Genomic DNA, 20,309 nt, shown 5'->3' on the forward strand with positions numbered 1-20,309 from the left:
GGCGGGTGTGGGAGTAGGCACGGCGGGTGTGCCGCGCTCGCTGGCGTGTGCCGCGCTCGCCGGGGTGTACCAGGCGCCACCGGGTCTGCTGCCGGCGGCCGCCTGCACGGGAGCCCGGCGGACGCCTGGAGGTCGGGCGTTTCGCTGGTGCGCGGCGCCGGGGGCGCCCGCGGTCAGGCCTCCTCGCGCTCCTCGCCCCGGCGGCGGAAGAAGCTGAAGCCGGGGATGCCGTTGACGGCCTGCCGCACGCCCTTGAGCTCCTCCAGCAGCTCGTGGACGTCCGGGCCGACCCGGTCGAGCGTGGCGAGGATCGGCATGATGTCGGTCTCGAGGTGCTCGGTGAGCGCCGGGAGCTGGTCGACCATGCGGATCGCGGCGTGCAGCTCCTCCTCGGAGAACTCGTCGACGAACTTCGTCGCCAGCGGCGCGGCACGCTCCGCGATGGGGCGGTAGGTCGCCAGCAGGGCGCCCGCCTGCTCGCTGAGCCCGGAGGCGTCGCCGACGAGCTTGTCGGCGCGGTCGGCGACCGCGGCGGCCCGCTCGATCACCCCGGAGGCGTCGTCCGCGACGGAGCCCGCATTGGTGACGATGGTCCGCGCGTCGTCCGCCACCGAGCCGGCAGAGGCGACGAGGCGTTCGGCGTCGGCGGCCACGGCCCCGACCCGCGTGATCAGTTCCTCGGCCGATCCGGCGGTCTCGGTCACCCGGGTGATGAGCTCCTGGGCCGACTCGGCAGTGCCCCCCACCCGTCCGAGCAGCGACTCGGCCGACTCGGCAGTGCCGGCGACCCGGGTGATGAGCTCCTCGGCCGACTCGGCGGTGCCACCGACCCGGCCGATGAGCGACTCGGCCGACTCGGCGGTGCCGGAGACCCGGGTGATCAGTTCCTCGGCGGACTCCGCGGTGCCACCCACCCGGCCGATCAAACCCTCGGCGGATTCGGCGGTGCCGGTGACCCGCGTGATGAGCTCCTCGGCGGACTCCGCAGTGCCACCCACCCGGCCGATGAGCGACTCGGCCGACTCGGCGGTGCCGGCGACCCGGGTGATGAGCTCGTCCGCACTGCCCGCGGTGCTGGTGACCTGCGCGATCAGCTCGTCGGCCGTGCCCGCGGTCCCGCGGACTCCCGCGACGAGCCCCTCGGCCTCCTCCGCGACCGCACCGACGCGCGCGACGAGCGCCTCGGCGTCGGACGCGGTGGTGGTGACGCGGGTGATCAGCGCCGTCGCCTCGGTGGCGACACGGTCCACACGCCGCACCAGACCCTCCGCCGTGCCGGCGACGAGCTCGACCCGGCCGATCAGCCCGTCGGCACGGTCCGCGACGCCCTCGACGCGGTCGAGCAGCCCCTCGACCCGGCCCGCGATGCCGTTGACCCGGGCGAGCAGGGTCGAGACCTCGTCGAGCAGCCCGACGGTCCGCTCCGGCAGCCCGGCCGCGACGCCGACCGCCTCGCCGGTCCACCCGGCGACGGCCCGCGCCCCGTCGAGCAGGTCCGCGGGACCCGGGACGGGCAGGCCGGCGATGCGAAGTGCCATGCGGCGATCCTCCCGTATCCGCGCCGCCACGGCCGCGCCACCCGCGCCCGTCGGGCCGCGCCGATCACTCTCCGGCACCACCGCTGCCCCCGGTCGGTGCGGTACGTCGCCGTTCGTCACAGTCCCGTAACGACCGTCCGTCACCACCGCCAGCCTTTGACCAGTCATGATCGACCACCTAGGTTCGATCTCCGTTGCCGGTCACCGGCGCAGGGGGTGTGCCCGGTCCGGCCAGCTCGAGACGCCGTCGTCGACAGCCGAAGGGGTGCCTGCCATGTCCGGATCCGCCTGGACCCGCCGAGAGTTCTTCCGTCGCAGCGCGATCGCCGGGGCCGTCGCCCTCGGAGGCCCGGTTCTGCTGTCGGCCTGCACGCAGACCAGCACGGGTGGTGCCGGCGCGGGTGGCACGCTCGACCGCGCGAAGTCCGCCGGCACGATCAAGGTGGGTATCGCCAACGAGGCGCCCTACGGGTTCACCGACAGCACCGGGAAGGTGACCGGCGAGTCCGTCGAGGTCGGCCGCGCGGTGATGAAGAACCTGGGTGTCAACGACATCCAGGCGACCACCGTGGACTTCGGCTCCCTCATCCCCGCGCTCAACGCCAACCAGTTCGACATGGTCACCGCGGGCATGTTCATCAACGCCCAGCGCTGCCAGAACGCCGCGTTCTCCACCCCGGACTACACCGCGCCGACGGCCTTCCTCGTCCCGACCGGCAACCCGGACGGCGTGGCGACCTTCGAGGACATCAAGAACAAGAACCTGCGGCTCGCGGTTCTCAGTGGCGCGGTCGAGCAGGGGTACGCCCAGAAGAGCGGCATCCCGGACAGCCAGATCCAGGTCTTCGACTCGCAGAACACGCTGCTGCAGGCCGTGACCTCGGACCGGGCCGACGCGGCGGCGCTGACGAACATCTCGCTCAACGACGTCGTCGCCAAGAACCCCGGCTCGAACGTCGAGGTGACCAAGGGCTTCTTCCCCACGATCGACGGGGCCCAGACGGTCTCCGCCGGCGCCTTCGTGTTCCGCAAGGCCGACACCGACCTCGTCAACGCCTTCAACGCGGAGCTGACGAAGCTGCACCAGAGCGGACAGTGGCTGCAGATCGTCACCCCGTTCGGGTTCACCGAGGACAACCTGCCGGGCGCGGACGTCACGACCGAGAAGCTCTGCGCGGCCGCCTGAGGGTCCGGCTCGGTCCACGGTGGAGAACCTCCCGCAGATCGTCGGCGTCCTGTCCGACGGCCTCCCCGAGACCGTCATCGCGACGCTCGGGGGCGTGCTGCTGACGATCATCCTGTCGATCGTGGCGGGCCTGCTGCTGCTCTCGTCGTCGCGCACGGTGCGCGGGGTGACCCGGGTGTACGTGGAGGGCTTCCGCGGCACGTCCGAGGTGGTCCAGCTGTTCTGGATCTACTTCGTCCTGCCCGTGCTGGTGGGCTTCCAGCTGCTGCCGCTCTTCGCCGGCATCGTGGTGCTGGGGCTCAACCACGGCGCGTACGGCGCGGAGATCGTGCGCGGCGCCGTCCGGTCGGTTCCGCGCGCCCAGTACGAGGGCGCGATCGCGCTGAGCCTCTCGCCGGCGCAGCGGATGCGGCGCGTGATCCTGCCGCAGGCGGTCGTGGAGATGCTGCCGCCCTTCAACAACCTGTTCATCCAGCTGCTGAAGTCCTCGGCGATCCTCGCCCTGATCACCGTGCCCGAGGTGACCCGGCAGGCGCGGGAGGTGCTGATCCCGAACTTCGGCGCGGACACCCTGCTGATCTTCGGCGTCACCTTCGTGATCTACCTGGTGCTCGCCGCGCTGATCACGCTGGTGATGCGGCTGCTGGAGCGGATGGCCTCGGCGCGGCTGGGCCGCAGGCCCTCCCGTGCGGCGCGGGCGGCGGCGCGGGCGGCCGGCCCGACCGGGACCGAGGGGGTCGCGGTCTGATGCCGCTCTGGGACTGGAACTACGCCTTCGAGATCCTGCCGGACCTGCTCTGGGCGCTGGTCACGACGATCGAGATCACGCTGCTCGGCTCGGTGGTCGCGCTCCTGCTCGGCCTGGTGTTCGCGGTGCTGCGGCGCCTGCACATCCCGGTGCTGGACCAGGTGCTGTGGGCCTTCATCGAGGTCGTCCGCTCGACGCCGCTGCTGGTCCAGGTCTTCTTCCTGTTCTTCGTGCTGCCCCAGTTCGGGGTCACGCTGAGCGCGTTCGTGGTCGGCGTCGTGGGGCTGGGCGTGCACTACGCGACCTACACGTCCGAGGTGTACCGCGCGGGCATCGACGCGATCCCGAAGGGCCAGTGGGAGGCGTGCACCGCGCTGTCGCTGCCGCGCCTGCGGATCTGGACCGGGGTCATCCTGCCCCAGGCGGTCCCGCGCGTGCTGCCGGCGCTGGGCAACTACGTGATCTCGATGTTCAAGGAGGTCCCGCTGCTGCTGGCGATCGGCGTGGTCGAGGTCGTCAACGAGGCGCGGGAGCTCGGCTCGCTGACCTTCCGCTACACCGAGCCCTACACCATCGCCGGCCTGCTCTTCCTGCTGCTGAGCTACCCGGCGTCCATGCTGGTCCGACGACTGGAGCGCCGCCGTGTCCACGCCTGACACCACCGAGCCGATGATCGTGTTCGACGGCGTGGAGAAGCGCTTCGGGTCGAACGTCGTGCTCAAGGACCTCCATTTCACGGTGGCGCCGGGCGAGCACGTCACGCTGATCGGCCCCTCCGGCTCGGGCAAGACGACGATCCTGCGCCTGCTCATGACCCTCGAGCAATGCAACGAGGGCACGATCTCGGTGGGCGGGCGCTACCTGTCCCACGAGATGCGCGGCGGCAAGCTCGGCCCGCCACGCGAGAAGTACCTGCGGGACGTCCGCAAGCACATCGGGATGGTCTTCCAGCAGTTCAACCTGTTCCCGAACATGACCGTGCGGGGCAACCTGATCGAGGGCCCGACGCGGGTGCTGGGCCTGTCGAGGGACGAGGCGAACGGCCGGGCCGAGGAGCTGCTGGACCTCGTCGGGCTCAAGGAGAAGATCGACGCGCACCCCACCCAGCTCTCCGGCGGGCAGCAGCAGCGGGTCGCGATCGCCCGGGCACTGGCGATGCGGCCCGACGTCCTGCTGCTCGACGAGGTGACCTCGGCGCTGGACCCCGAGCTCGTCGCCGGGGTGCTGAAGCTGTTGCAGGACATCGGCGACACCACCGACATCACCATCCTCTGCGTGACCCACGAGATGGGCTTCGCGCGGGACTTCTCGCACCGGGTGATGATGTTCGACGGCGGCCGGGTGCTCGAGGACGCGCCTCCCGCCAAGCTCTTCACCGACCCGGACCACCAGCGCACCCGGGACTTCCTGCACGCCGTCCTGAACCACTGACCCGTGCGCGACAACTGCCCCTAGAGGGGCAGTTGCCACTCACAACCCCGGTTGACCTGCGCAGATCGCCTCGGTGGTGAGGTCCGTGGGCGGGAGGTTCTCCGCGTCGAAGCCGAAAGGCCGTACGAGGTCCAGCCAACGGCCGGAGGAGTGCAGGTCGGCCAGGCCGGCGTCGAAGGCGGTGCGCAGGTCGGTGTCGGCGGGGCGGAAGGCGAAGGCGCCCACCGGGAACACCCGGCGGCCGTCCGCGTCGACCCGCGCGGCGACGCCCGGGGTCACCTGCAGCGGCGTGCCCGGGTTGCGGGACAGCTCGTCGAGCAGGGAGATGCGGGTGAGGGCCGCGGCGGGGACCTCGCCGTTGGCGACGGCGCGGAACAACGTGCTCTGCCCCTCGTAGGTGCGGACCGCCTCCGGCGGCACGCCCGCCGCGAGCGCGAACTCCTGCTCCGCCGACCCGGTCAGCACGCCGACGGTGATGCCCGCCCGCCGCACGCCGTCGAACGTCCGGATCCCGTTCGGGTTGCCCGCGGGGACGAGGAAGGCCAACGGCGCCAGGAAGTCCGGACGCGAGAAGGCGACGCGCGCGCACCGCGTCGGGGTGATCGTGGTGCCCGCGGCGACGATGTCGAACTGCTCGTCGAGCAGCGCGTCGAGCAGCCCGGCGAACGGGACCTGGATCGCCTCGATCCCGCCGACCCCGAACCCCGCGAGGACGGCCCGGGCGACCTCGGGTGCCTCGCCGGTGACCGTGCCGTCCGTCGCCGAGAAGCCGTAGGGACGTTCGCCGGCGATCCCGATGCGGGCCACGCCGTCCGCCCGCATGCGCTCGAGCGCCGAGCCCGCGCGCGACCCGCACCCCGCCAGCGCGGCGGCGCCCCCGAGCGCGGCCGCCCCGGCGAGCAGCGATCGTCGGGAGACCAGGTGCATCGCGCCGAAGACTAGTGGCTGGGCAGGCAGGCTTCTCAGTCCGGCCAGACCGGGTGGCGCTTCTCGAGGAACGCGGCCATGCCCTCCTTGGCCCCCGCGGACTGCGACATCGCCGCCATGACCTCGACGGCGACGGCGTAGGCGTCGGCTTCCGGGCGGTCGAGCTGCGCGTAGAGCGTCTGCTTGCCGACCTCCTTGCCGAACCGGCTGCCGCGGGTCGCGCGGGCGAGCAGCTCGTCCGTCTTCGCGTCGAGCTCGGCGTCGGGCACGACGTAGTTGACGAGGCCCCAGTCGGCGGCGGTGCGGGCGTCGATCGGGTCGCCGGTCAGGGCCAGCTCCATCAGCCGCTTGCGGCCGACGTTGCGCGCCACGGGCACCGCCGGGGTGTGGCAGAACCAGCCGCCCTTGCCGCCGGGCAGCGCGAAGGCGGCGGACTCGCCCGCGACGGCCAGGTCGCAGGTGGCGACGAGCTGGCAGCCGGCCGCGGTCGCGATGGCCTGGACCTTGGCGATCACGACCTGGGGCACCGCCTGGATGGTCTGCATCACCTCCGTGCACAGGGTGAGCAGCTCGCGGACGCCCTTGAGGTCCCGCGCGGCGACGTCGGCGAAGTCGTGTCCGGCCGAGAAGGCCTTCCCCTCGGCGCCGAGCACGATGCCGGTGGCGTCGCTGCTGCCGGCGGTCTCGAAGGCGTCGAGCAGCTCGCGGAGGTGGTCCTCGGAGAGGGCGTTGCGGCGCTCCGGCCGGTTCATCGTGATGCGGACGGTCTCCCCGTCCTCCTTGACCAGGAGGTGCTCGTAACCCATGTGTCCACGGTAATGCCTGGACGGCTGGGTGGAACGGGTCTACCGTGACCGCATGACCGGATCGGCAATTCCAGTCACAAGGTCACGCGAGGACCGGCTCCTCGACGCGGCCGCCGATCTGCTGGTCCGGTGGGGCTACCAACGCGTGACGATCGACGAGGTCGCGCGCCGGGCGGGGGTCGGGAAGGGCACCGTCTACCTGCATTTCCGCACCAAGGACGCGCTGTTCCTCGCCGTCCTGATGCGCAGCCACCGGACCGTGACCGCGGGGATGGCGGACCGGATGGAGGCCGATCCCGCCGAGGCGCTGCCGGCGCGCGCCGTCCGCTCGATCTACCGCGAGCTGCTCGACGACCCGGTGACCCGGCCGCTCTACCTCGGCGACCCCGAGGTGCTGGGCCGGCTCGCGCACGAGGCGGCCGCGGCCCTGGGCGACCTCACGGCGAAGCGCACCGAGGTCGGCCGGCGCTGGTTCTCCCTGCTGCGCGAGGCGGGCCGGATGCCCACCGACCTGCCGATCGACGCGCAGATGCACCTGTTCTCCGCCGTGACGACCGGCTTCTTCTTCCTCGACGGCATGCCGACCGCGCCCGGTCCCACGGATCCGGACGCGCGCGCCGACCTGCTCGAACACGCCCTGCGGAGCGCCCTGGAGATCCCGGGCGCACCGCTCACCCGCGAGTGTGCGGCGGAGTGTGCGGCGCTCTTCCGCTCACTGCTCGACGACATTCCCACCCTGAGCGGAACCAGGTGACCACCATGGCCGTGCTCGACGCGCCCGCCCTCACCGACCCGGAGCTCCTCGCCGACCCCTGGCGCGCGTTCGGCCGCCTGCGCGAGCAGGCGCCCGTGCTGCGCAGCCGGTTCGGGCTGGGCGGCGACGAGGCGCCGCTCTGGCTCGTGACCCGCTACGCCGACGTGCGTGCGGTGCTGAGCGACCCCCGGTTCGTCAACGACCCGGCGAACGCCCCGGGCGGCCGGGACACGCGTAAGGAGCTGATGGCCGCCATCGGGATCACGCCAGAGCTCGCGGACTACATGACCCGCAGTGTGCTCGACTTCGACGGCGCCGACCACACCCGGCTGCGCAAGCTCGTCTCCCGGGCCTTCACCGTCCGTCGCGTCGGCGACCTGCGACCGCGCGTCGAGGAGATCGCCGCGGGCCTGCTCGCGGAGCTGGCCGTCGCGGAGCAGCCGGTCGACCTCGTCGAGGCCTACGCCTACCCGTTGCCGATCACGGTGATCTGCGAGCTCGTCGGGATCCCGGAGGCGGACCGACCGAACTGGCACGTCTGGGGTCGGGAGATGGTCTCGACCGATCCCGCGCGCGTCCCGGGGGCCCTGCAGGCCACCGTGGACCACATCCGCGACCTGATCGGCCGTCGCCGGGCCGAACCGGCCGACGACCTGCTGAGCGCCATGATTCGCGCCCAGGAGGAGGACGGGGACCGGCTGTCCGAGTTCGAGCTGGTCACGATGGTCCTCGCGCTGGTCTTCGCCGGGCACGAGACGACTGCGCACCTGATCGCGAACTCGGTGGCCGCGCTGCTCAGCCGGCCCGAGCAGCTGGCGCGGCTGCAGGCCGAGCCCGACCTGTGGCCGACCGCGGTGAACGAGCTCATGCGGCTGTGGGGGCCGGTCAGCCAGGTCCGCGTCCGGTACGCGGCCGAGCCGGTCGAGATCGGCGGGGTGGAGATCCCGGCCGGCGCCGCCGTCCAACCGATCCTGCTGTCCGCCAACGGCGACCCACGCGAGTTCGACGACCCCGAGACGTTCGACGTCGGGCGGCGGACCGAGCGGGGGGAGGGGCACCTCGGGTTCGGCCACGGCGCGCACTACTGCCTCGGCGCCGCCCTGGCCCGGCAGGAGGGGGAGGTGGCGCTGCGGGCGCTGTTCACCCGCTTCCCGTCCCTCGAGCTCGCCGTGCCGCCCGAGGAGCTGGTGTGGCAGCCGGTCCCCGGCTCCCGGCGCCTCGCCGCCCTCCCCGTCCGCCTCTGATGATGCAGTATGGAACCATAATGCGATTTCGAGCCGGGATTTCGCGCATTATGGTTCCATAACGCGATCTCAGGGGCTGGATTTCGCGCATTATGGTTCCATAACGCGATCTCAGGGGCGTCGGCGGTCGTGCAGGACCAGCAGCATGTACGCGGCGACGGACTGGGCGTCGGTGATCTCGCCGTCCGCGATCATGGCCTCGAACTCGGCGATGGTGAACCAGGCCTGCCGCATGTCCTGCTCGGTGTGCTCGCGCTGGGCCTCGCCCTCGGTGAGGTCGGTGGCGAGGTAGACGTGCCCGCGTTGGCTGGACATGCCGGGGGCGACGTCGAGCGTGCCGATCTTCTCCATCCGGCCGGCCTGCAGCCCGGTCTCCTCGACCAGCTCGCGCACGGCGAGCTCGGCCGGGTCCTGGGCGGCGCGGTCGGGCGCGGTGCCCGCCGGGAACTCCCAGCGGCGCAGGCCGATCGGGTAGCGGAACTGCTCGACGAGGTGCAGCCGGTCGCCGTCACGGGGGATCACGAGGGCGTACGTGGGCTTGTCGATCACGCCGTAGACGCCGTCCGAGCCGTCGGGGCGGCGCACGGCGTCCTCGCGGACGGTCATCCAGTTGTTCGCGTAGACCTGCCGGGTCGAGAGGGTCTCCACACCGCCAGCCTCCCACCTGCGACGATCGGGCCGTGCGCGCGTCCCGGCTGATGGCCCTGCTCTTCGTGCTGCAGCGGCGCCGCTCGGCCACCGCGGCCGAGCTGGCCGCGGAGCTGGAGGTGTCCGAGCGGACGATCTACCGGGACGTCGCGTCGCTGAGCGAGGTGGGCGTGCCGATCTGGACAGAGCCCGGGCCGGGCGGCGGGATCCGGCTGGTCGAGGGCTGGCGGACCCGGCTCGACGGGCTCACGGCGCAGGAGGCCGCGGCCATGCTGACCCTGGGCGCGCCGCAGCTGCTCGCCGAGCTGGGCCTGGGCACCGCGCTCGCCGGGGCCCAGGCCAAGATCCTCGCGACGCTGCCGGAGGGCCTGCGCGCGCACGCCCGCATCGTCGCCGAACGGGTGCACCTCGACGCGCCGGGCTGGTTCCAGAACCCCGCCGAGGTCACCCACCTCGCCGTGCTCGCCGAGGCGTTGTGGGAGCAGCGCCGGGTCCGGATCGTCTACGGGCCACGCCAGGTCCACCGCGAGGTCGAGCCGCTCGGGCTCGTGCTCAAGGCGGGGGTCTGGTACCTGGTCGCCGGGGTGGACGGGGACGTCCGGACCTACCGGGCGGCGAAGATCGCCGAGGCCGAGCCGCTCGACGCGACCTTCGCGCGGCCCGCGGACTTCGACCTGCCGGCGTGGTGGGCGGAGTCGGCCTCCCGGTTCGCCGCGTCGATGCTGCGGGAGAAGGTGCGGATCCGGGTCTCGCCCACCGGGCTGCGGGCCCTGCCGAGCGTGACCGACCCCGACGCCGCGCACGCCGCCGTCGCCGCGGCCGGCGAGCCCGACGCCGAGGGTTGGCGCGAGCTGCTGCTCGACGTCGAGTCGCTGCGGGTCGCCGCCGGCCAGCTGGTGGCGCTCGGCGGGGAGGTGGAGGCGCTGGAGCCGCCCGAGCTGCGGACGAGGCTCGCCGAGCACGGGCGGGCGCTGGCCGAGCGCAACGCACCTCTAGGGTGACGGCCCGTGCGCCTCGTCATCGCCCGCTGCCAGGTGGACTACGTCGGCCGGCTCACCGCACACCTGCCGATGGCCCCGCGGTTGCTGCTGGTCAAGGCCGACGGGTCGGTCAGCGTGCACGCCGACGACCGCGCCTACAAGCCGCTGAACTGGATGAGCCCGCCGTGCTGGCTCACCGAGGAGCCGGGCGTCTGGACGGTCCGCAACAAGGCCGACGAGTCGCTCGTCATCACCATCGACGAGGTGCTCCACGACTCCTCGCACGAGCTGGGCGTGGACCCCGGCCTGGTGAAGGACGGCGTCGAGGCGCACCTGCAGGAGCTCCTGGCCGCGCACCCGGAGACCTTCGGCGACGGCTGGACGCTGGTCCGCCGCGAGTTCATGACGGCGATCGGCCCGGTCGACCTGCTCTGCCGCGACACCGCGGGCGGGCACGTCGCGGTGGAGATCAAGCGGCGCGGGGAGATCGACGGCGTCGAGCAGCTGACCCGCTACCTCGAGCTGATGAACCGCGACCCGCTGCTCGGGCCGGTGGCCGGGGTGTTCGCGGCCCAGCAGATCAAGCCGCAGGCGCGCACCCTCGCCGAGGACCGCGGCATCCGCTGCGTGACCGTGGACTACGACGCCCTACGGGGTCTCGACCCGAAGGACCTGCGCCTCTTCTGAGGTCTCCTCGTACGGGGGGACGAGCGCCCCGCGCAGCTGGAGCAGGACGAAGTCGCGGATGTCGCCGGCGGTCGAGTCGGGCCGGGTCAGGACCTGCAGGAGCAGGGCGTTGGTGTGGTAGCGGGCGGTCCGGTCGGCGTCGAGGTCCAGCCCGAGCACGTCGGAGGCGTGCTGCAGGGCGGTCCCGAGGATCCGCGGGATCGGCGCGATCACCCGGACGTCACCCGGTCCGCGGGGCGGCCCGTCGCTGCGGATCGCGTCCTCCTGCAGCGCCGCGAAGAACGCGAACGTGAGGGTGCGCCGGGCCTTCAGCATCAGGACCGTCTCGCCGACGGCGACCCGCACGATCTCCTGCGCCTCCGCGCCGGCGGCGATCCGGCCCTCGACCCGGGCGACGGCCTCGGCGATCCGGGGCGCGAACAGGTGCCCGATCAGCGCGTGCTTGCTGCCGAAGTGGTTGTAGCAGGTCGCCGTGGCGACGCCGGCCCGCGTGGCGACCTCCGTGATCCGGGTGCCCTGCCAGCCCTGCGCCGAGAACAGCTGCTCCGCGGCCCGGAGGATGGCCGAGCGCGTCTCCGCGTTGCGCTCCTCGCGCCGCCTGGGCCGCCTCTCGGTCATCGACGGAGGTTAGCCCAGCTCATTCGCGTTGTGGAGTACCTGGAACCCGTTATAGGTTCGCCGTCCGCGCGGGTTCACCGGGACCGCGTGTCCCGAGCGCGGAGCGGGGGCGCGGCCCTGTGCGGAGGAGGGGTCCGTGCAGCGCCGCGTCCCGCCGTCCGCGCCCCCTGACCGGCGGGAACGAGGTGGTCCGCCCGGGTCGCCGGAGGCACACGCGGGCCCTCGCGACCGCCCTACCCTGACCGACGTGACCGCCAGCACCGAGGCTCCGGCCAGCACCAGCACCGACACCTTCGACTCGCTCGACCCACGGACCGGTGAGGTCGTCGGGACGCACCCGGTCCACGGCGAGGCCGACGTGCTCGCCGCGGTCGCCCGGGCCGAGGAGGCCGCCCGGTGGTGGCGCGGGCTGGGCTTCGACGGTCGCCGCGAGCGGCTGCTGGCGTGGAAGAAGGCGCTGGTCGCGCGGCTGGACGAGGTCGCGGGCGTGGTCTGCGCCGAGACCGGCAAGCCGCTCGACGACGCCCGGCTCGAACTGGTCCTCGCGATCGACCACGTCGACTGGGCGGCGAAGCACGCGAAGAAGACGCTCGGCCGGCGGAAGGTGTCGCCGGGCCTGCTCGGCGCCAACCAGTCCGCGACCCTCGGCTACCCGCCGATCGGCGTCGTCGGCGTGATCGGGCCGTGGAACTACCCGGTCTTCACGCCGATGGGCTCGATCGCCTACGCGCTCGCCGCGGGCAACACCGTCGTGTTCAAGCCGAGCGAGCTCACCCCGGGCGTCGGCGAGATCCTCGCCCGCACGCTGGCCGACGCGGTGCCGGAGAAGACGCTGATCGAGGTGGTGACCGGGTTCGGCGAGACGGGTGCGGCGCTCTGCCGCGCCCCGGGCGTCGGCAAGATCGCCTTCACCGGGTCGACGGCCACGGGCAAGCGGGTCATGGCCTCCTGCGCCGAGACCCTCACCCCGGTCCTCATCGAGTGCGGCGGCAAGGACGCGCTGATCGTCGACGCGGGAGCGGACGTCGAGGCCGCCGCCGACGCCGCCGTCTGGGGCGGGATGTCCAACGCCGGCCAGACGTGCGTCGGGGTGGAGCGCGTGTACGTCGTCGAGTCGGTCGCCGAGGAGTTCACCGCGGCGCTCGTGGCCAAGGCGCGCGGGCTGCGGGCCGGCACCCAGTTCGGCCCGATGACGATGGCGTCGCAGACCGAGGTCGTCCGCCGGCACGTGCGCGACGCGCTGGAGAAGGGCGGCCGGGCCGTCGTCGGCGGCGAGGACTCCGTGCAGCCGCCGTTCGTGGAGCCGGTCGTGATCGTCGACGTGCCCGAGGACTCCGCCGCCGTCACCGAGGAGACGTTCGGCCCGCTGATCGTCGTGAACCGGGTGCCGGACGTCGCCGAGGCGGTCCGGCGCGCCAACGGCACCGGCTACGGCCTGGGCGCCAGCGTGTTCACCGGCTCGGCGAAGGAGGGCGAGCGGATCGCCGAGGGCCTGCGCTGCGGCATGGTGAGCGTCAACGGCGTGATCGCGTTCGCGGGCATCCCGTCGCTGCCGTTCGGCGGGGTCGGCGACTCCGGCTTCGGGCGCATCCACGGCGAGGACGGCCTGCGCGAGTTCACCCGCCCGCAGGCGGTGGCCCGGCAGCGGTTCGCGCTGCCCGTCCCCGTCACCAGCTTCACCCGGACAGCGAAGCACATGAGCACCCTGATCGGGCTCGTCCGGGCACGTCACGGCCGGTAGACCCGCCATCCGGACGGGGTGTTCCCGGCCTCATGCGTGGGTTCCCAAGCAGCGGGGGATGAGAGGATTACCGCTCGGTACAGACCCTCGAGGCAGCGGGAGGTAACGGCGTGGCACGCGAGTTCCGGACGGTCGGCGTGGTCGGCCTGGGCACCATGGGTGCGGGCATCGTGGAGGTGTTCGCCCGCAACGGCCTGGACGTGATCGCCGCCGAGGTGGACGCGGCCGCCGTCGAGCGCGGGAAGGCGCACCTGGAGACCTCGACGAGGCGGGCGATCGAGCGCGGCAAGCTCACCGAGGAGCAGGCGGGCGAGCTGCTGGGCCGGATCACCACGACCACGTCGCTGGCCGACCTGGCCCCGTGCGACCTCGTGGTCGAGGCGGTGCCGGAGTCGCTGCAGCTCAAGGCGTCCGTGTTCGCCGAGGTGGACAAGCACGTCGGCCCCGAGACGATCCTGGCGTCGAACACGTCGTCGCTGTCGGTCACCGAGCTGTCCGTGCGGACCGCGCGCCCGGGCAAGGTCGTCGGGATGCACTTCTTCAACCCGGCGCCGGTGCAGAAGCTGGTCGAGCTGGTGCGCACGGTGGTCACCGAGCCGGACGTGGTCGAGGACCTCCAGGCCTTCGCCGCCACGCTGGACAAGGTGCCGGTCGTGATCGGCGACCGCGCCGGGTTCATCGCGAACGCACTGCTCTTCGGCTACCTCAACCACGCGGCGCGGATGTACGAGTCCCGCTACGCGAGCCGCGAGGACCTCGACGCCGCCATGCGCTACGGCTGCGGTTACCCGATGGGCCCGCTGGCGCTGCTCGACCTCATCGGCCTCGACACCGCGTACGAGATCCTCGAGACGATGTACGCGCAGTCGCGCAACCTCATGCACGCCCCGGCGCCGGTGTTCAAGCAGATGATCACCGCCGGGCTGCTGGGCCGGAAGAGCGGCCGCGGCTTCTACACCTACGAGAAGCCGCACAGCAGCAAGGTCGTGCCCGACGCCCTGACCCCGGGCTCGGTCGTGCCCGAGGACGTCCCGACGCGCGACGTCCAGCGGGTCGGCGTGGTCGGCACGGGCACCATGGCCAGCGGGATCGTGCAGGTGTTCGCGCAGGCCGGGTTCGACGTCGTGGTCCGCGGCCGCAGCGACTCCAAGGTCGAGGCGTCGGTCGGCGGGATCCGCAAGGCGCTGGACAAGGCCGTGGTGCGCGGCAAGCTCACCGAGGACGAGCGGGACGCCACGCTCGGGCGGATCACCGGCACCACCTCGCTGGAGGACTTCGCCGACGTCGACCTCGTCGTCGAGGCCATCGCCGAGGAGCTCGAGGTGAAGCGGGCCGTGTTCGGCGCGCTCGACGAGATCTGCAAGCCGGGCGCGATCCTGGCGACCACGACGTCGTCGCTGCCGGTCGTGGAGTGCGCGGCGGCCACCACCCGCCCGGCCGACGTGATCGGGCTGCACTTCTTCAACCCGGCGCCGGTGATGAAGCTCGTCGAGGTGGTGTCCACGATCAGCACCGCGCCGGAGGTCGCGGCCACCGCGCTGGCGCTCTGCCAGAAGATCAAGAAGGTGCCGGTCTCCTGTGGCGACCGCGCCGGGTTCATCGTCAACGCGCTGCTGTTCCCGTACCTGAACGACGCGGTGAAGATGCTGGAGGCGCACTACGCCACGGCGGACGACATCGACGCGGCGATGAAGACGGGCTGTGCGCTGCCGATGGGGCCGTTCGAGCTGCTCGACGTGGTCGGCCTGGACGTGTCGCTCGCCATCGAGCGGTCGCTGTTCTCCGAGTTCCGCCAGTCCGGCTTCGCCCCGGCCCCGCTGCTGGAGCACCTGGTCACCGCGGGCCGGCTCGGCCGCAAGACCGGGCAGGGCTTCCGGGACTACACCTCCCGCTGAGCTGTGACCCGTCCCGGTGCCGCCCGCGCGGCGCCGTCGGGGCGGTTACGGTCGGATCCATGGCACGCGGTCGACGGCCCCGCCCCTCGGACCGGGGGCGGGGCCGCGCCGTGCCCGCACCCCTGTCGTCGGGGATCGTGACCCGCGCCGAGACGGGGCCCGACGGCGAGTGGGCCGTCCGGCACGTCCCCGGCGGATCGTCGGTGAAGGACTATCGCTGCCCGGGCTGCGACCAGCTGATCCCCGCCGGCGTCGGGCACGTGGTCACGTGGCCGACGGGGGAGTGGGGCTCGGTGGAGGACCGCCGGCACTGGCACCTGCCGTGCTGGAACGCGCGTGGCCGCCGCCGGCCGGGCCTCCGCCGTCCCCGCTGAGCGCGGTCCTGCCGTCGTCCGGGCCGGCCTCCGTGGGCCGCCCGCGGCGAGGGGTCAGGCGCGGGCCGTGGCCGGGTGGGGGCGCGGACGGCGGCGGGACTGCTCGCTCGCCTGCTCGGGCACCGCACCGTCCGTGCGGTCGCCCTCGTCGGCCAGCGGGCCCAGGGCCGCCAGGTCCGCGACGAGCGCGGCGCGGGCGTGCGCGAGCTGCTCGGCGACCCGGCCGCGCAGGTCGGTGAGCTCGGTGACCCGGCGTTCGGCCTCGCGGACGAGGCGCTCGGCCTCGCCGCGGGCGTCGGCGACGATCCCGGCGGCCTGCTGGTCGGCCGCCGCGTGGGTGGCCCGGGCGTAGTCGTCCGCCGCCGCGTGGGTGGTCCGGGCGTAGTCGTCCGCCGCCGCACGGGTGGTCCGGGAGTACTCGTCCGCCTCGGCGCGGAGCCGCGCGACCTCCTGCTGCGTCGCCGTACGCTCGGCCTGCAGCGCCCCGAGGGTCTCGGTGCGCCGCTGGTCCATCGCGATCCGGAAGTCCTCCTCGACCTGCTCGCGCTCGGCGGCGGCGGCGGAGTTCGCCGCGGCGATCGCAGCGGCCGACTCGGCCTGGACCCGGGCGATCGCCTCGTCGTTCGCCAGCTTGTCCTGGGCGGCCTGGGCCTGCAGGGCCTTCGCCCGGGCGACGATCCGCTCCGCCTCGTTCCGGGCCTCGGCGAGCACCGCTTCCCGGTGGCGCTCGGTGTCCGCGCGGCGCTCGGCCAGCTCCTGGTCGCACTCGGCCCGCAGCCGGGTCACCTCCGCGTCCGCCCGGGCCCGCGTCTCGGCGACCTCGTCCTCGGCCAGCCGGAGCATCGAGCGCATCCGCTCGCTGAGGCCCTGGACGCTGTCCGGCGGCCCCGACAGCCGCCGCACCTGCTGGCGCATCGACTCCAGCCGGCCGCGCGTCTCGTCGAGCTCGCGGGTCAGCCGGGTCACCTGCGTGACGGCGGCGTCCCGGTCCGCGGCGAGCAGCCGGACGTCCGCGTCGATCCGGTGCAGGTGCCCGTCGACCTGCTCCTGGTCGTAGCCGCGGCGGACGACCCGGAAGCCGGCCGTGGGCTGGTCACCGGCGGTGGGCTGGGGGTTCTCCGGTTCACCGACCATGAACTTCACCGTACCGGGCTACCGCATTCGCGGAGCGTCACGCGCGGCCCCGGGTGCGCTCCGTCACCCGTCCGGGCGTGGGCCGATCCGGGGTGTGGCCCGTGGAGCATTCGCAGTAAGGCCGTGCCGCTCGAACCGGGCCGCGGAGAACGCAGCACGGCTCCGTGACGCGCGCGTCGCCTGGTGCGTCGCGGAGCCGTGCTGCGGGTGGATCAGACGCCGCGGAAGCGGTTGATCGCGTCGAGGTGCTTGGCCCGCTTCTCCGGGTTCGTCACGCCCAGGCCCTCCTCGGGGGCCAGCGCGAGCACGCCGACCTTGCCCTGGTGGGCGTTCTGGTGGACGTCGTACGCCGCCTGGCCGGTGTCGGCCAGCGGGTAGACCTTGGAGACGGTCGGGTGGACCAGGCCCTTGTCGATCAGCCGGTTCGCCTCCCACGCCTCGCGGTAGTTCGCGAAGTGCGAGCCCACGATCCGCTTGAGGTTCATCCACAGGTACCGGTTGTCGTACTCGTGCATGTAGCCCGACGTCGACGCGCAGGTCACGATCGTGCCGCCCTTGCGCGCGCAGTAGACCGAGGCGCCGAAGGTCTCCCGGCCCGGGTGCTCGAACACGATGTCCGGGTCGTCACCGCCGGTCAGCTCGCGGATCCTGGCCCCGAAGCGCTTCCACTCCTTCGGGTCCTGGGTCTGCGGGTCCTTCCAGAACTTGTAGCCCTCGGCGTTGCGGTCGATGATCAGCTCCGCGCCCATGGCCCGGCAGATGTCGGCCTTCTCCTGCGAGGAGACGACACAGATCGGGGTGGCGCCGCCGTTGAGCGCGAACTGGGTGGCGTACGAGCCGAGCCCGCCGCTCGCGCCCCAGATGAGCACCGTGTCGCCCTGCTTCATGTCCGCGCCGTTGCGCGAGACGAGCTGGCGGTAGGCGGTGGAGTTGACCAGCCCGGGGCTGGCCGCCTCCTCCCAGGTGAGGTGCTCCGGCTTGGGCATCAGCTGGTTGGACTTGACCAGGGCGAGCTGCGCGAGCCCGCCGAAGTTGGTCTCGAAGCCCCAGATCCGCTGCTGCGGGTCCATCATCGTGTCGCCGTGCCCGTCCGGGCTCTCCAGCTCGACGGACAGGCAGTGCGCGACGACCCGGTCACCGGGCTTCCACGCGTTGACCCCGGGCCCCGTCTGCAGCACGACGCCGGCCAGGTCGGAGCCCACGATGTGGTACGGCAGGTCGTGCCGCTTGGCCAGCTCGGACTCGCGCCCGTAGCGCTTGAGGAAGCCGAACGTGGACACCGGCTCGAAGATCGAGGTCCACACGGTGTTGTAGTTGATCGCGCTGGCCATCACGGCCACGATCGCCTCGCCCGGGCCGAGCTCGGGGGTGGGCACCGTGTCCAGGTGCAGGCTCTTGCGCGGGTCCTTGTCGCGGGTGGCGATCCCGTCGAACATCTCGGTCTCGTCCGCGTGGACCGTCATCGCCTGGTAGTGGTCCGGGACGGGAAGCCCACCCACGGCGTCGAAACGCTCGGCGAGAATGGCGTCGAGGATCTCCTGCACGGCCTGGCCTCCGGTGGCGTGAGTCGTGTGGCTTGCTTGGGATACCGATCAGTTACCGATCAGTATGGTACCCGAGGCATTGTGGCTGCGCGCTCCGCCGATGGGGCCGATCGTGACGCAGCCCACCGACTGGATCAATGAAGCAGCCCCTCCGATCGGGTGGAAACCGCCTGATCGGAGGGGCCGGGACGCTGCACGAACGGCCCTGGCGTGCGGACCTCCCGCACAAGAGCGCCGTTCGTTCGGGTGTCAGTGAGGGGTGGCCGCCGGCTCCACCAGCTCGACGAGCACGCCGCCGGCGTCCTTCGGGTGCACGAAGTTGATCCGCGAGTCCGCCGTGCCGCGCCGCGGCTCCGGGTAGAGCAGGCGCAGGCCCTTGTTCTTGAGCGCCTCCATCGCGGCCTCGATGTCGGTGACCCGGTAGGCGAGCTGCTGCAGGCCCGGGCCGTTGCGGTCGAGGAACTTCGCGATCGTGGAGTCCGGGCGCAGCGGGGCCAGCAGCTGGATGCGCGTGCTGGAGGCGGGGTCGGCGCCGGGCGCGGCGAGCATCGCCTCGCGCACGCCCTGCTCCTCGTTGACCTCCTCGTGCGTGTTCACCAGCCCGAACACGTCGTGGTACCAGGCGATCGCCTCGTCGAGGTCGGCCACCGCGATGCCGACGTGGTCGATCTGGGTCAGCAGGGATCCGAGCGCGCCGTGGGCCGATTCCGTCTGTGCCGTCATGGTCCGGGAATCTAATGCGCGGTACCGGGCCCGGCCCTCTGTGTGGCTGCTCACCCGTCCGTTCGGGCCGTCTCTTCGCAGGTGACCGACGGGTATGGTCCGGAACCAATCCCGTGTGCCAACGCAGTTGCTGGAGGTCGTCGTGGCGCAGTCCGTGATCGTCGCTGGTTCCCGTACGCCGGTCGGCCGGCTGCTCGGGTCGCTCAAGGGGTTCTCGGGCGCGCAGCTCGGCGGATTCGCGATCAAGGGCGCCCTGGAGAAGGCCGGGGTGGCCCCCGAGCAGGTCGAGTACGTGATCATGGGGCAGGTGCTCACCGCGGGCGCCGGCCAGATCCCCGCCCGCCAGGCGGCCGCGGCCGCCGGCATCCCGATGGACGTCCCGGCGCTGACCGTCAACAAGGTCTGCCTGTCCGGCATCGACGCCATCGCCCTCGCCGACCAGCTCATCCGTGCCGGTGAGTTCGACATCGTGGTCGCGGGCGGCCAGGAGTCGATGACCCAGGCACCGCACCTGCTGACCAAGTCCCGCGAGGGCACGAAGTTCGGCGACACCGCGCTGATCGACAGCATGTCCTACGACGGCCTGTTCTGTGCCTTCGACCAGGTCGCGATGGGTGCGTCGACGGAGAAGCACAACAGCCGCTACGACGTCACCCGCGAGGACCAGGACGCCTTCGCGGCCCGGTCGCACCAGCTCGCCGCCGCCGCCGTGAAGAACGGGGTGTTCGACGACGAGATCACCCCCGTCGAGATCCCGCAGCGCAAGGGCGACCCGGTCGTCTTCTCGCACGACGAGGGCGTCCGCGGCGACACCACCGGCGAGAGCCTCGCCAAGCTGCGCCCGGCCTTCGCCGCGGACGGCACGATCACCGCGGGCTCGTCGTCGCAGATCAGCGACGGCGCGTGCGCGGTCGTGGTGATGAGCAAGGCCAAGGCCGAGGAGCTGGGCCTGACCTGGCTGGCCGAGATCGGCGCGCACGGCGTGGTCGCCGGACCGGACACGAGCCTGCACGAGCAGCCGGCCAACGCCATCGCCAAGGCGTGCGCCAAGGAGGGCCTCGACCCCAAGGAGCTCGACCTGGTCGAGATCAACGAGGCCTTCGCCGCGGTCGGTCTCGTGTCCACGCGCAAGCTGGGCCTCGACGAGGAGAAGGTCAACGTCAACGGCGGCGCGATCGCGCTCGGCCACCCGATCGGCATGTCCGGTGCACGGATCACGCTGCACCTGGCGCTCGAGCTCAAGCGCCGCGGCGGCGGTGTCGGCGTGGCCGCGCTGTGCGGCGGCGGCGGCCAGGGCGACGCGCTGATCCTCCGCGTCCCGGCCTGATCCC

20 protein-coding genes are annotated in these 20,309 nt (G+C 72.7%); 12 read left to right on the forward strand and 8 right to left on the reverse strand.

The window, feature by feature from the left end; genetic code table 11:
- Window positions 1–173: 173 nt before the first annotated feature.
- Window positions 174–1,538 (reverse strand): methyl-accepting chemotaxis protein, encoded by a 1,365-nt coding sequence (locus tag PKE99_RS09670; RefSeq protein WP_051737280.1) that lies wholly within the window; start codon window positions 1,536–1,538, stop codon window positions 174–176.
- A gap of 274 nt (window positions 1,539–1,812) precedes the next feature.
- On the opposite strand from PKE99_RS09670, the gene ehuB reads away from it, so the two are divergent.
- Genes ehuB through PKE99_RS09690 form a run of 4 tightly spaced genes read left to right on the forward strand, consistent with a single transcriptional unit; the run spans window position 1,813 to window position 4,903 of the window.
- A complete protein-coding gene (ehuB, locus tag PKE99_RS09675) occupies window positions 1,813–2,724 on the forward strand; it encodes an ectoine/hydroxyectoine ABC transporter substrate-binding protein EhuB (protein ID WP_081924049.1) in 912 nt (303 codons plus the stop codon).
- Window positions 2,725–2,743: 19 nt separating this feature from the next.
- Window positions 2,744–3,472, forward strand: coding sequence for an ectoine/hydroxyectoine ABC transporter permease subunit EhuC (gene ehuC / locus PKE99_RS09680; protein WP_037044727.1), 729 nt, complete (start codon window positions 2,744–2,746; stop codon window positions 3,470–3,472).
- Window positions 3,472–4,128 carry an ectoine/hydroxyectoine ABC transporter permease subunit EhuD gene (gene ehuD / locus PKE99_RS09685; RefSeq protein WP_037044736.1) on the forward strand — a complete coding sequence of 219 codons (657 nt, stop codon included), beginning with the start codon at window positions 3,472–3,474 and terminating at the stop codon, window positions 4,126–4,128. The genes ehuC and ehuD overlap by 1 nt, the downstream gene beginning before the upstream one ends.
- 13 nt (window positions 4,129–4,141) lie before the next feature.
- A complete protein-coding gene (locus PKE99_RS09690) occupies window positions 4,142–4,903 on the forward strand; it encodes an amino acid ABC transporter ATP-binding protein (protein ID WP_037045049.1) in 762 nt (253 codons plus the stop codon).
- Between the two features lie 39 nt (window positions 4,904–4,942).
- On the opposite strand, the gene PKE99_RS09695 is transcribed toward PKE99_RS09690, so the two are convergent.
- Together PKE99_RS09695 and PKE99_RS09700 are read right to left on the reverse strand one after the other, a co-directional pair.
- Window positions 4,943–5,830: a transporter substrate-binding domain-containing protein gene (locus PKE99_RS09695; RefSeq protein WP_037044738.1), complete on the reverse strand. Its 888-nt coding sequence runs from the start codon at window positions 5,828–5,830 to the stop codon at window positions 4,943–4,945.
- A 35-nt stretch (window positions 5,831–5,865) separates the two neighbouring features.
- Window positions 5,866–6,636: an enoyl-CoA hydratase-related protein gene (locus PKE99_RS09700; RefSeq protein ID WP_037044741.1), complete on the reverse strand. Its 771-nt coding sequence runs from the start codon at window positions 6,634–6,636 to the stop codon at window positions 5,866–5,868.
- A 52-nt stretch (window positions 6,637–6,688) separates the two neighbouring features.
- On the opposite strand from PKE99_RS09700, the gene PKE99_RS09705 reads away from it, so the two are divergent.
- Together PKE99_RS09705 and PKE99_RS09710 are read left to right on the forward strand one after the other, a co-directional pair.
- Window positions 6,689–7,390 (forward strand): TetR/AcrR family transcriptional regulator, encoded by a 702-nt coding sequence (locus tag PKE99_RS09705; protein WP_156067470.1) that lies wholly within the window; start codon window positions 6,689–6,691, stop codon window positions 7,388–7,390.
- A 5-nt stretch (window positions 7,391–7,395) separates the two neighbouring features.
- Window positions 7,396–8,634, forward strand: coding sequence for a cytochrome P450 family protein (locus PKE99_RS09710; protein ID WP_037045052.1), 1,239 nt, complete (start codon window positions 7,396–7,398; stop codon window positions 8,632–8,634).
- Window positions 8,635–8,745: 111 nt separating this feature from the next.
- Here the strand turns inward: PKE99_RS09710 and PKE99_RS09715 are convergent, their stop codons facing one another.
- Window positions 8,746–9,282 carry an NUDIX domain-containing protein gene (locus tag PKE99_RS09715; protein WP_037044743.1) on the reverse strand — a complete coding sequence of 179 codons (537 nt, stop codon included), beginning with the start codon at window positions 9,280–9,282 and terminating at the stop codon, window positions 8,746–8,748.
- 32 nt (window positions 9,283–9,314) lie between these two features.
- Here PKE99_RS09715 and PKE99_RS09720 point away from each other — a divergent pair, with 32 nt between their 5' ends.
- Together PKE99_RS09720 and nucS are read left to right on the forward strand one after the other, a co-directional pair.
- Complete coding sequence (locus PKE99_RS09720; protein WP_037044745.1) at window positions 9,315–10,283, forward strand: helix-turn-helix transcriptional regulator; 969 nt, start codon at window positions 9,315–9,317, stop codon at window positions 10,281–10,283.
- Between the two features lie 6 nt (window positions 10,284–10,289).
- Entirely contained in the window at window positions 10,290–10,949 is a 660-nt protein-coding gene (gene nucS / locus PKE99_RS09725) for an endonuclease NucS (protein WP_037044746.1), read from the forward strand.
- On the opposite strand, the gene PKE99_RS09730 is transcribed toward nucS, so the two are convergent.
- Entirely contained in the window at window positions 10,911–11,567 is a 657-nt protein-coding gene (locus PKE99_RS09730) for a TetR/AcrR family transcriptional regulator (RefSeq protein ID WP_051737282.1), read from the reverse strand. The genes nucS and PKE99_RS09730 overlap by 39 nt on opposite strands.
- A gap of 247 nt (window positions 11,568–11,814) precedes the next feature.
- On the opposite strand from PKE99_RS09730, the gene PKE99_RS09735 reads away from it, so the two are divergent.
- The 3 genes from PKE99_RS09735 to PKE99_RS09745 all read left to right on the forward strand — a co-directional run bounded on the left by PKE99_RS09735 (window position 11,815) and on the right by PKE99_RS09745 (window position 15,577).
- Entirely contained in the window at window positions 11,815–13,308 is a 1,494-nt protein-coding gene (locus PKE99_RS09735) for an aldehyde dehydrogenase family protein (RefSeq protein ID WP_037044749.1), read from the forward strand.
- Between the two features lie 110 nt (window positions 13,309–13,418).
- On the forward strand, window positions 13,419–15,203 hold the full coding sequence (locus PKE99_RS09740) for a 3-hydroxyacyl-CoA dehydrogenase family protein (RefSeq protein ID WP_037044751.1): 1,785 nt from the start codon (window positions 13,419–13,421) through the stop codon (window positions 15,201–15,203).
- Window positions 15,204–15,262: 59 nt separating this feature from the next.
- Window positions 15,263–15,577, forward strand: coding sequence for an Rv1322 family protein (locus PKE99_RS09745; RefSeq protein ID WP_231498175.1), 315 nt, complete (start codon window positions 15,263–15,265; stop codon window positions 15,575–15,577).
- A 54-nt stretch (window positions 15,578–15,631) separates the two neighbouring features.
- On the opposite strand, the gene PKE99_RS09750 is transcribed toward PKE99_RS09745, so the two are convergent.
- The 3 genes from PKE99_RS09750 to mce all read right to left on the reverse strand — a co-directional run bounded on the left by PKE99_RS09750 (window position 15,632) and on the right by mce (window position 18,978).
- Complete coding sequence (locus PKE99_RS09750; RefSeq protein WP_037044757.1) at window positions 15,632–16,711, reverse strand: coiled-coil domain-containing protein; 1,080 nt, start codon at window positions 16,709–16,711, stop codon at window positions 15,632–15,634.
- A gap of 212 nt (window positions 16,712–16,923) precedes the next feature.
- Complete coding sequence (ccrA, locus tag PKE99_RS09755) at window positions 16,924–18,255, reverse strand: crotonyl-CoA carboxylase/reductase (protein ID WP_037044760.1); 1,332 nt, start codon at window positions 18,253–18,255, stop codon at window positions 16,924–16,926.
- A gap of 249 nt (window positions 18,256–18,504) precedes the next feature.
- The gene (gene mce / locus PKE99_RS09760; RefSeq protein ID WP_037044762.1) at window positions 18,505–18,978 is read right to left on the reverse strand and encodes a methylmalonyl-CoA epimerase; all 474 of its coding nucleotides are present in this window, start codon (window positions 18,976–18,978) and stop codon (window positions 18,505–18,507) included.
- A gap of 142 nt (window positions 18,979–19,120) precedes the next feature.
- On the opposite strand from mce, the gene PKE99_RS09765 reads away from it, so the two are divergent.
- Window positions 19,121–20,305 (forward strand): acetyl-CoA C-acetyltransferase, encoded by a 1,185-nt coding sequence (locus PKE99_RS09765; protein ID WP_037045055.1) that lies wholly within the window; start codon window positions 19,121–19,123, stop codon window positions 20,303–20,305.
- Window positions 20,306–20,309: the final 4 nt, after the last annotated feature.

Source organism: Pseudonocardia halophobica (assembly GCF_027922425.1).
Taxonomy (GTDB): domain Bacteria; phylum Actinomycetota; class Actinomycetes; order Mycobacteriales; family Pseudonocardiaceae; genus Pseudonocardia; species Pseudonocardia halophobica.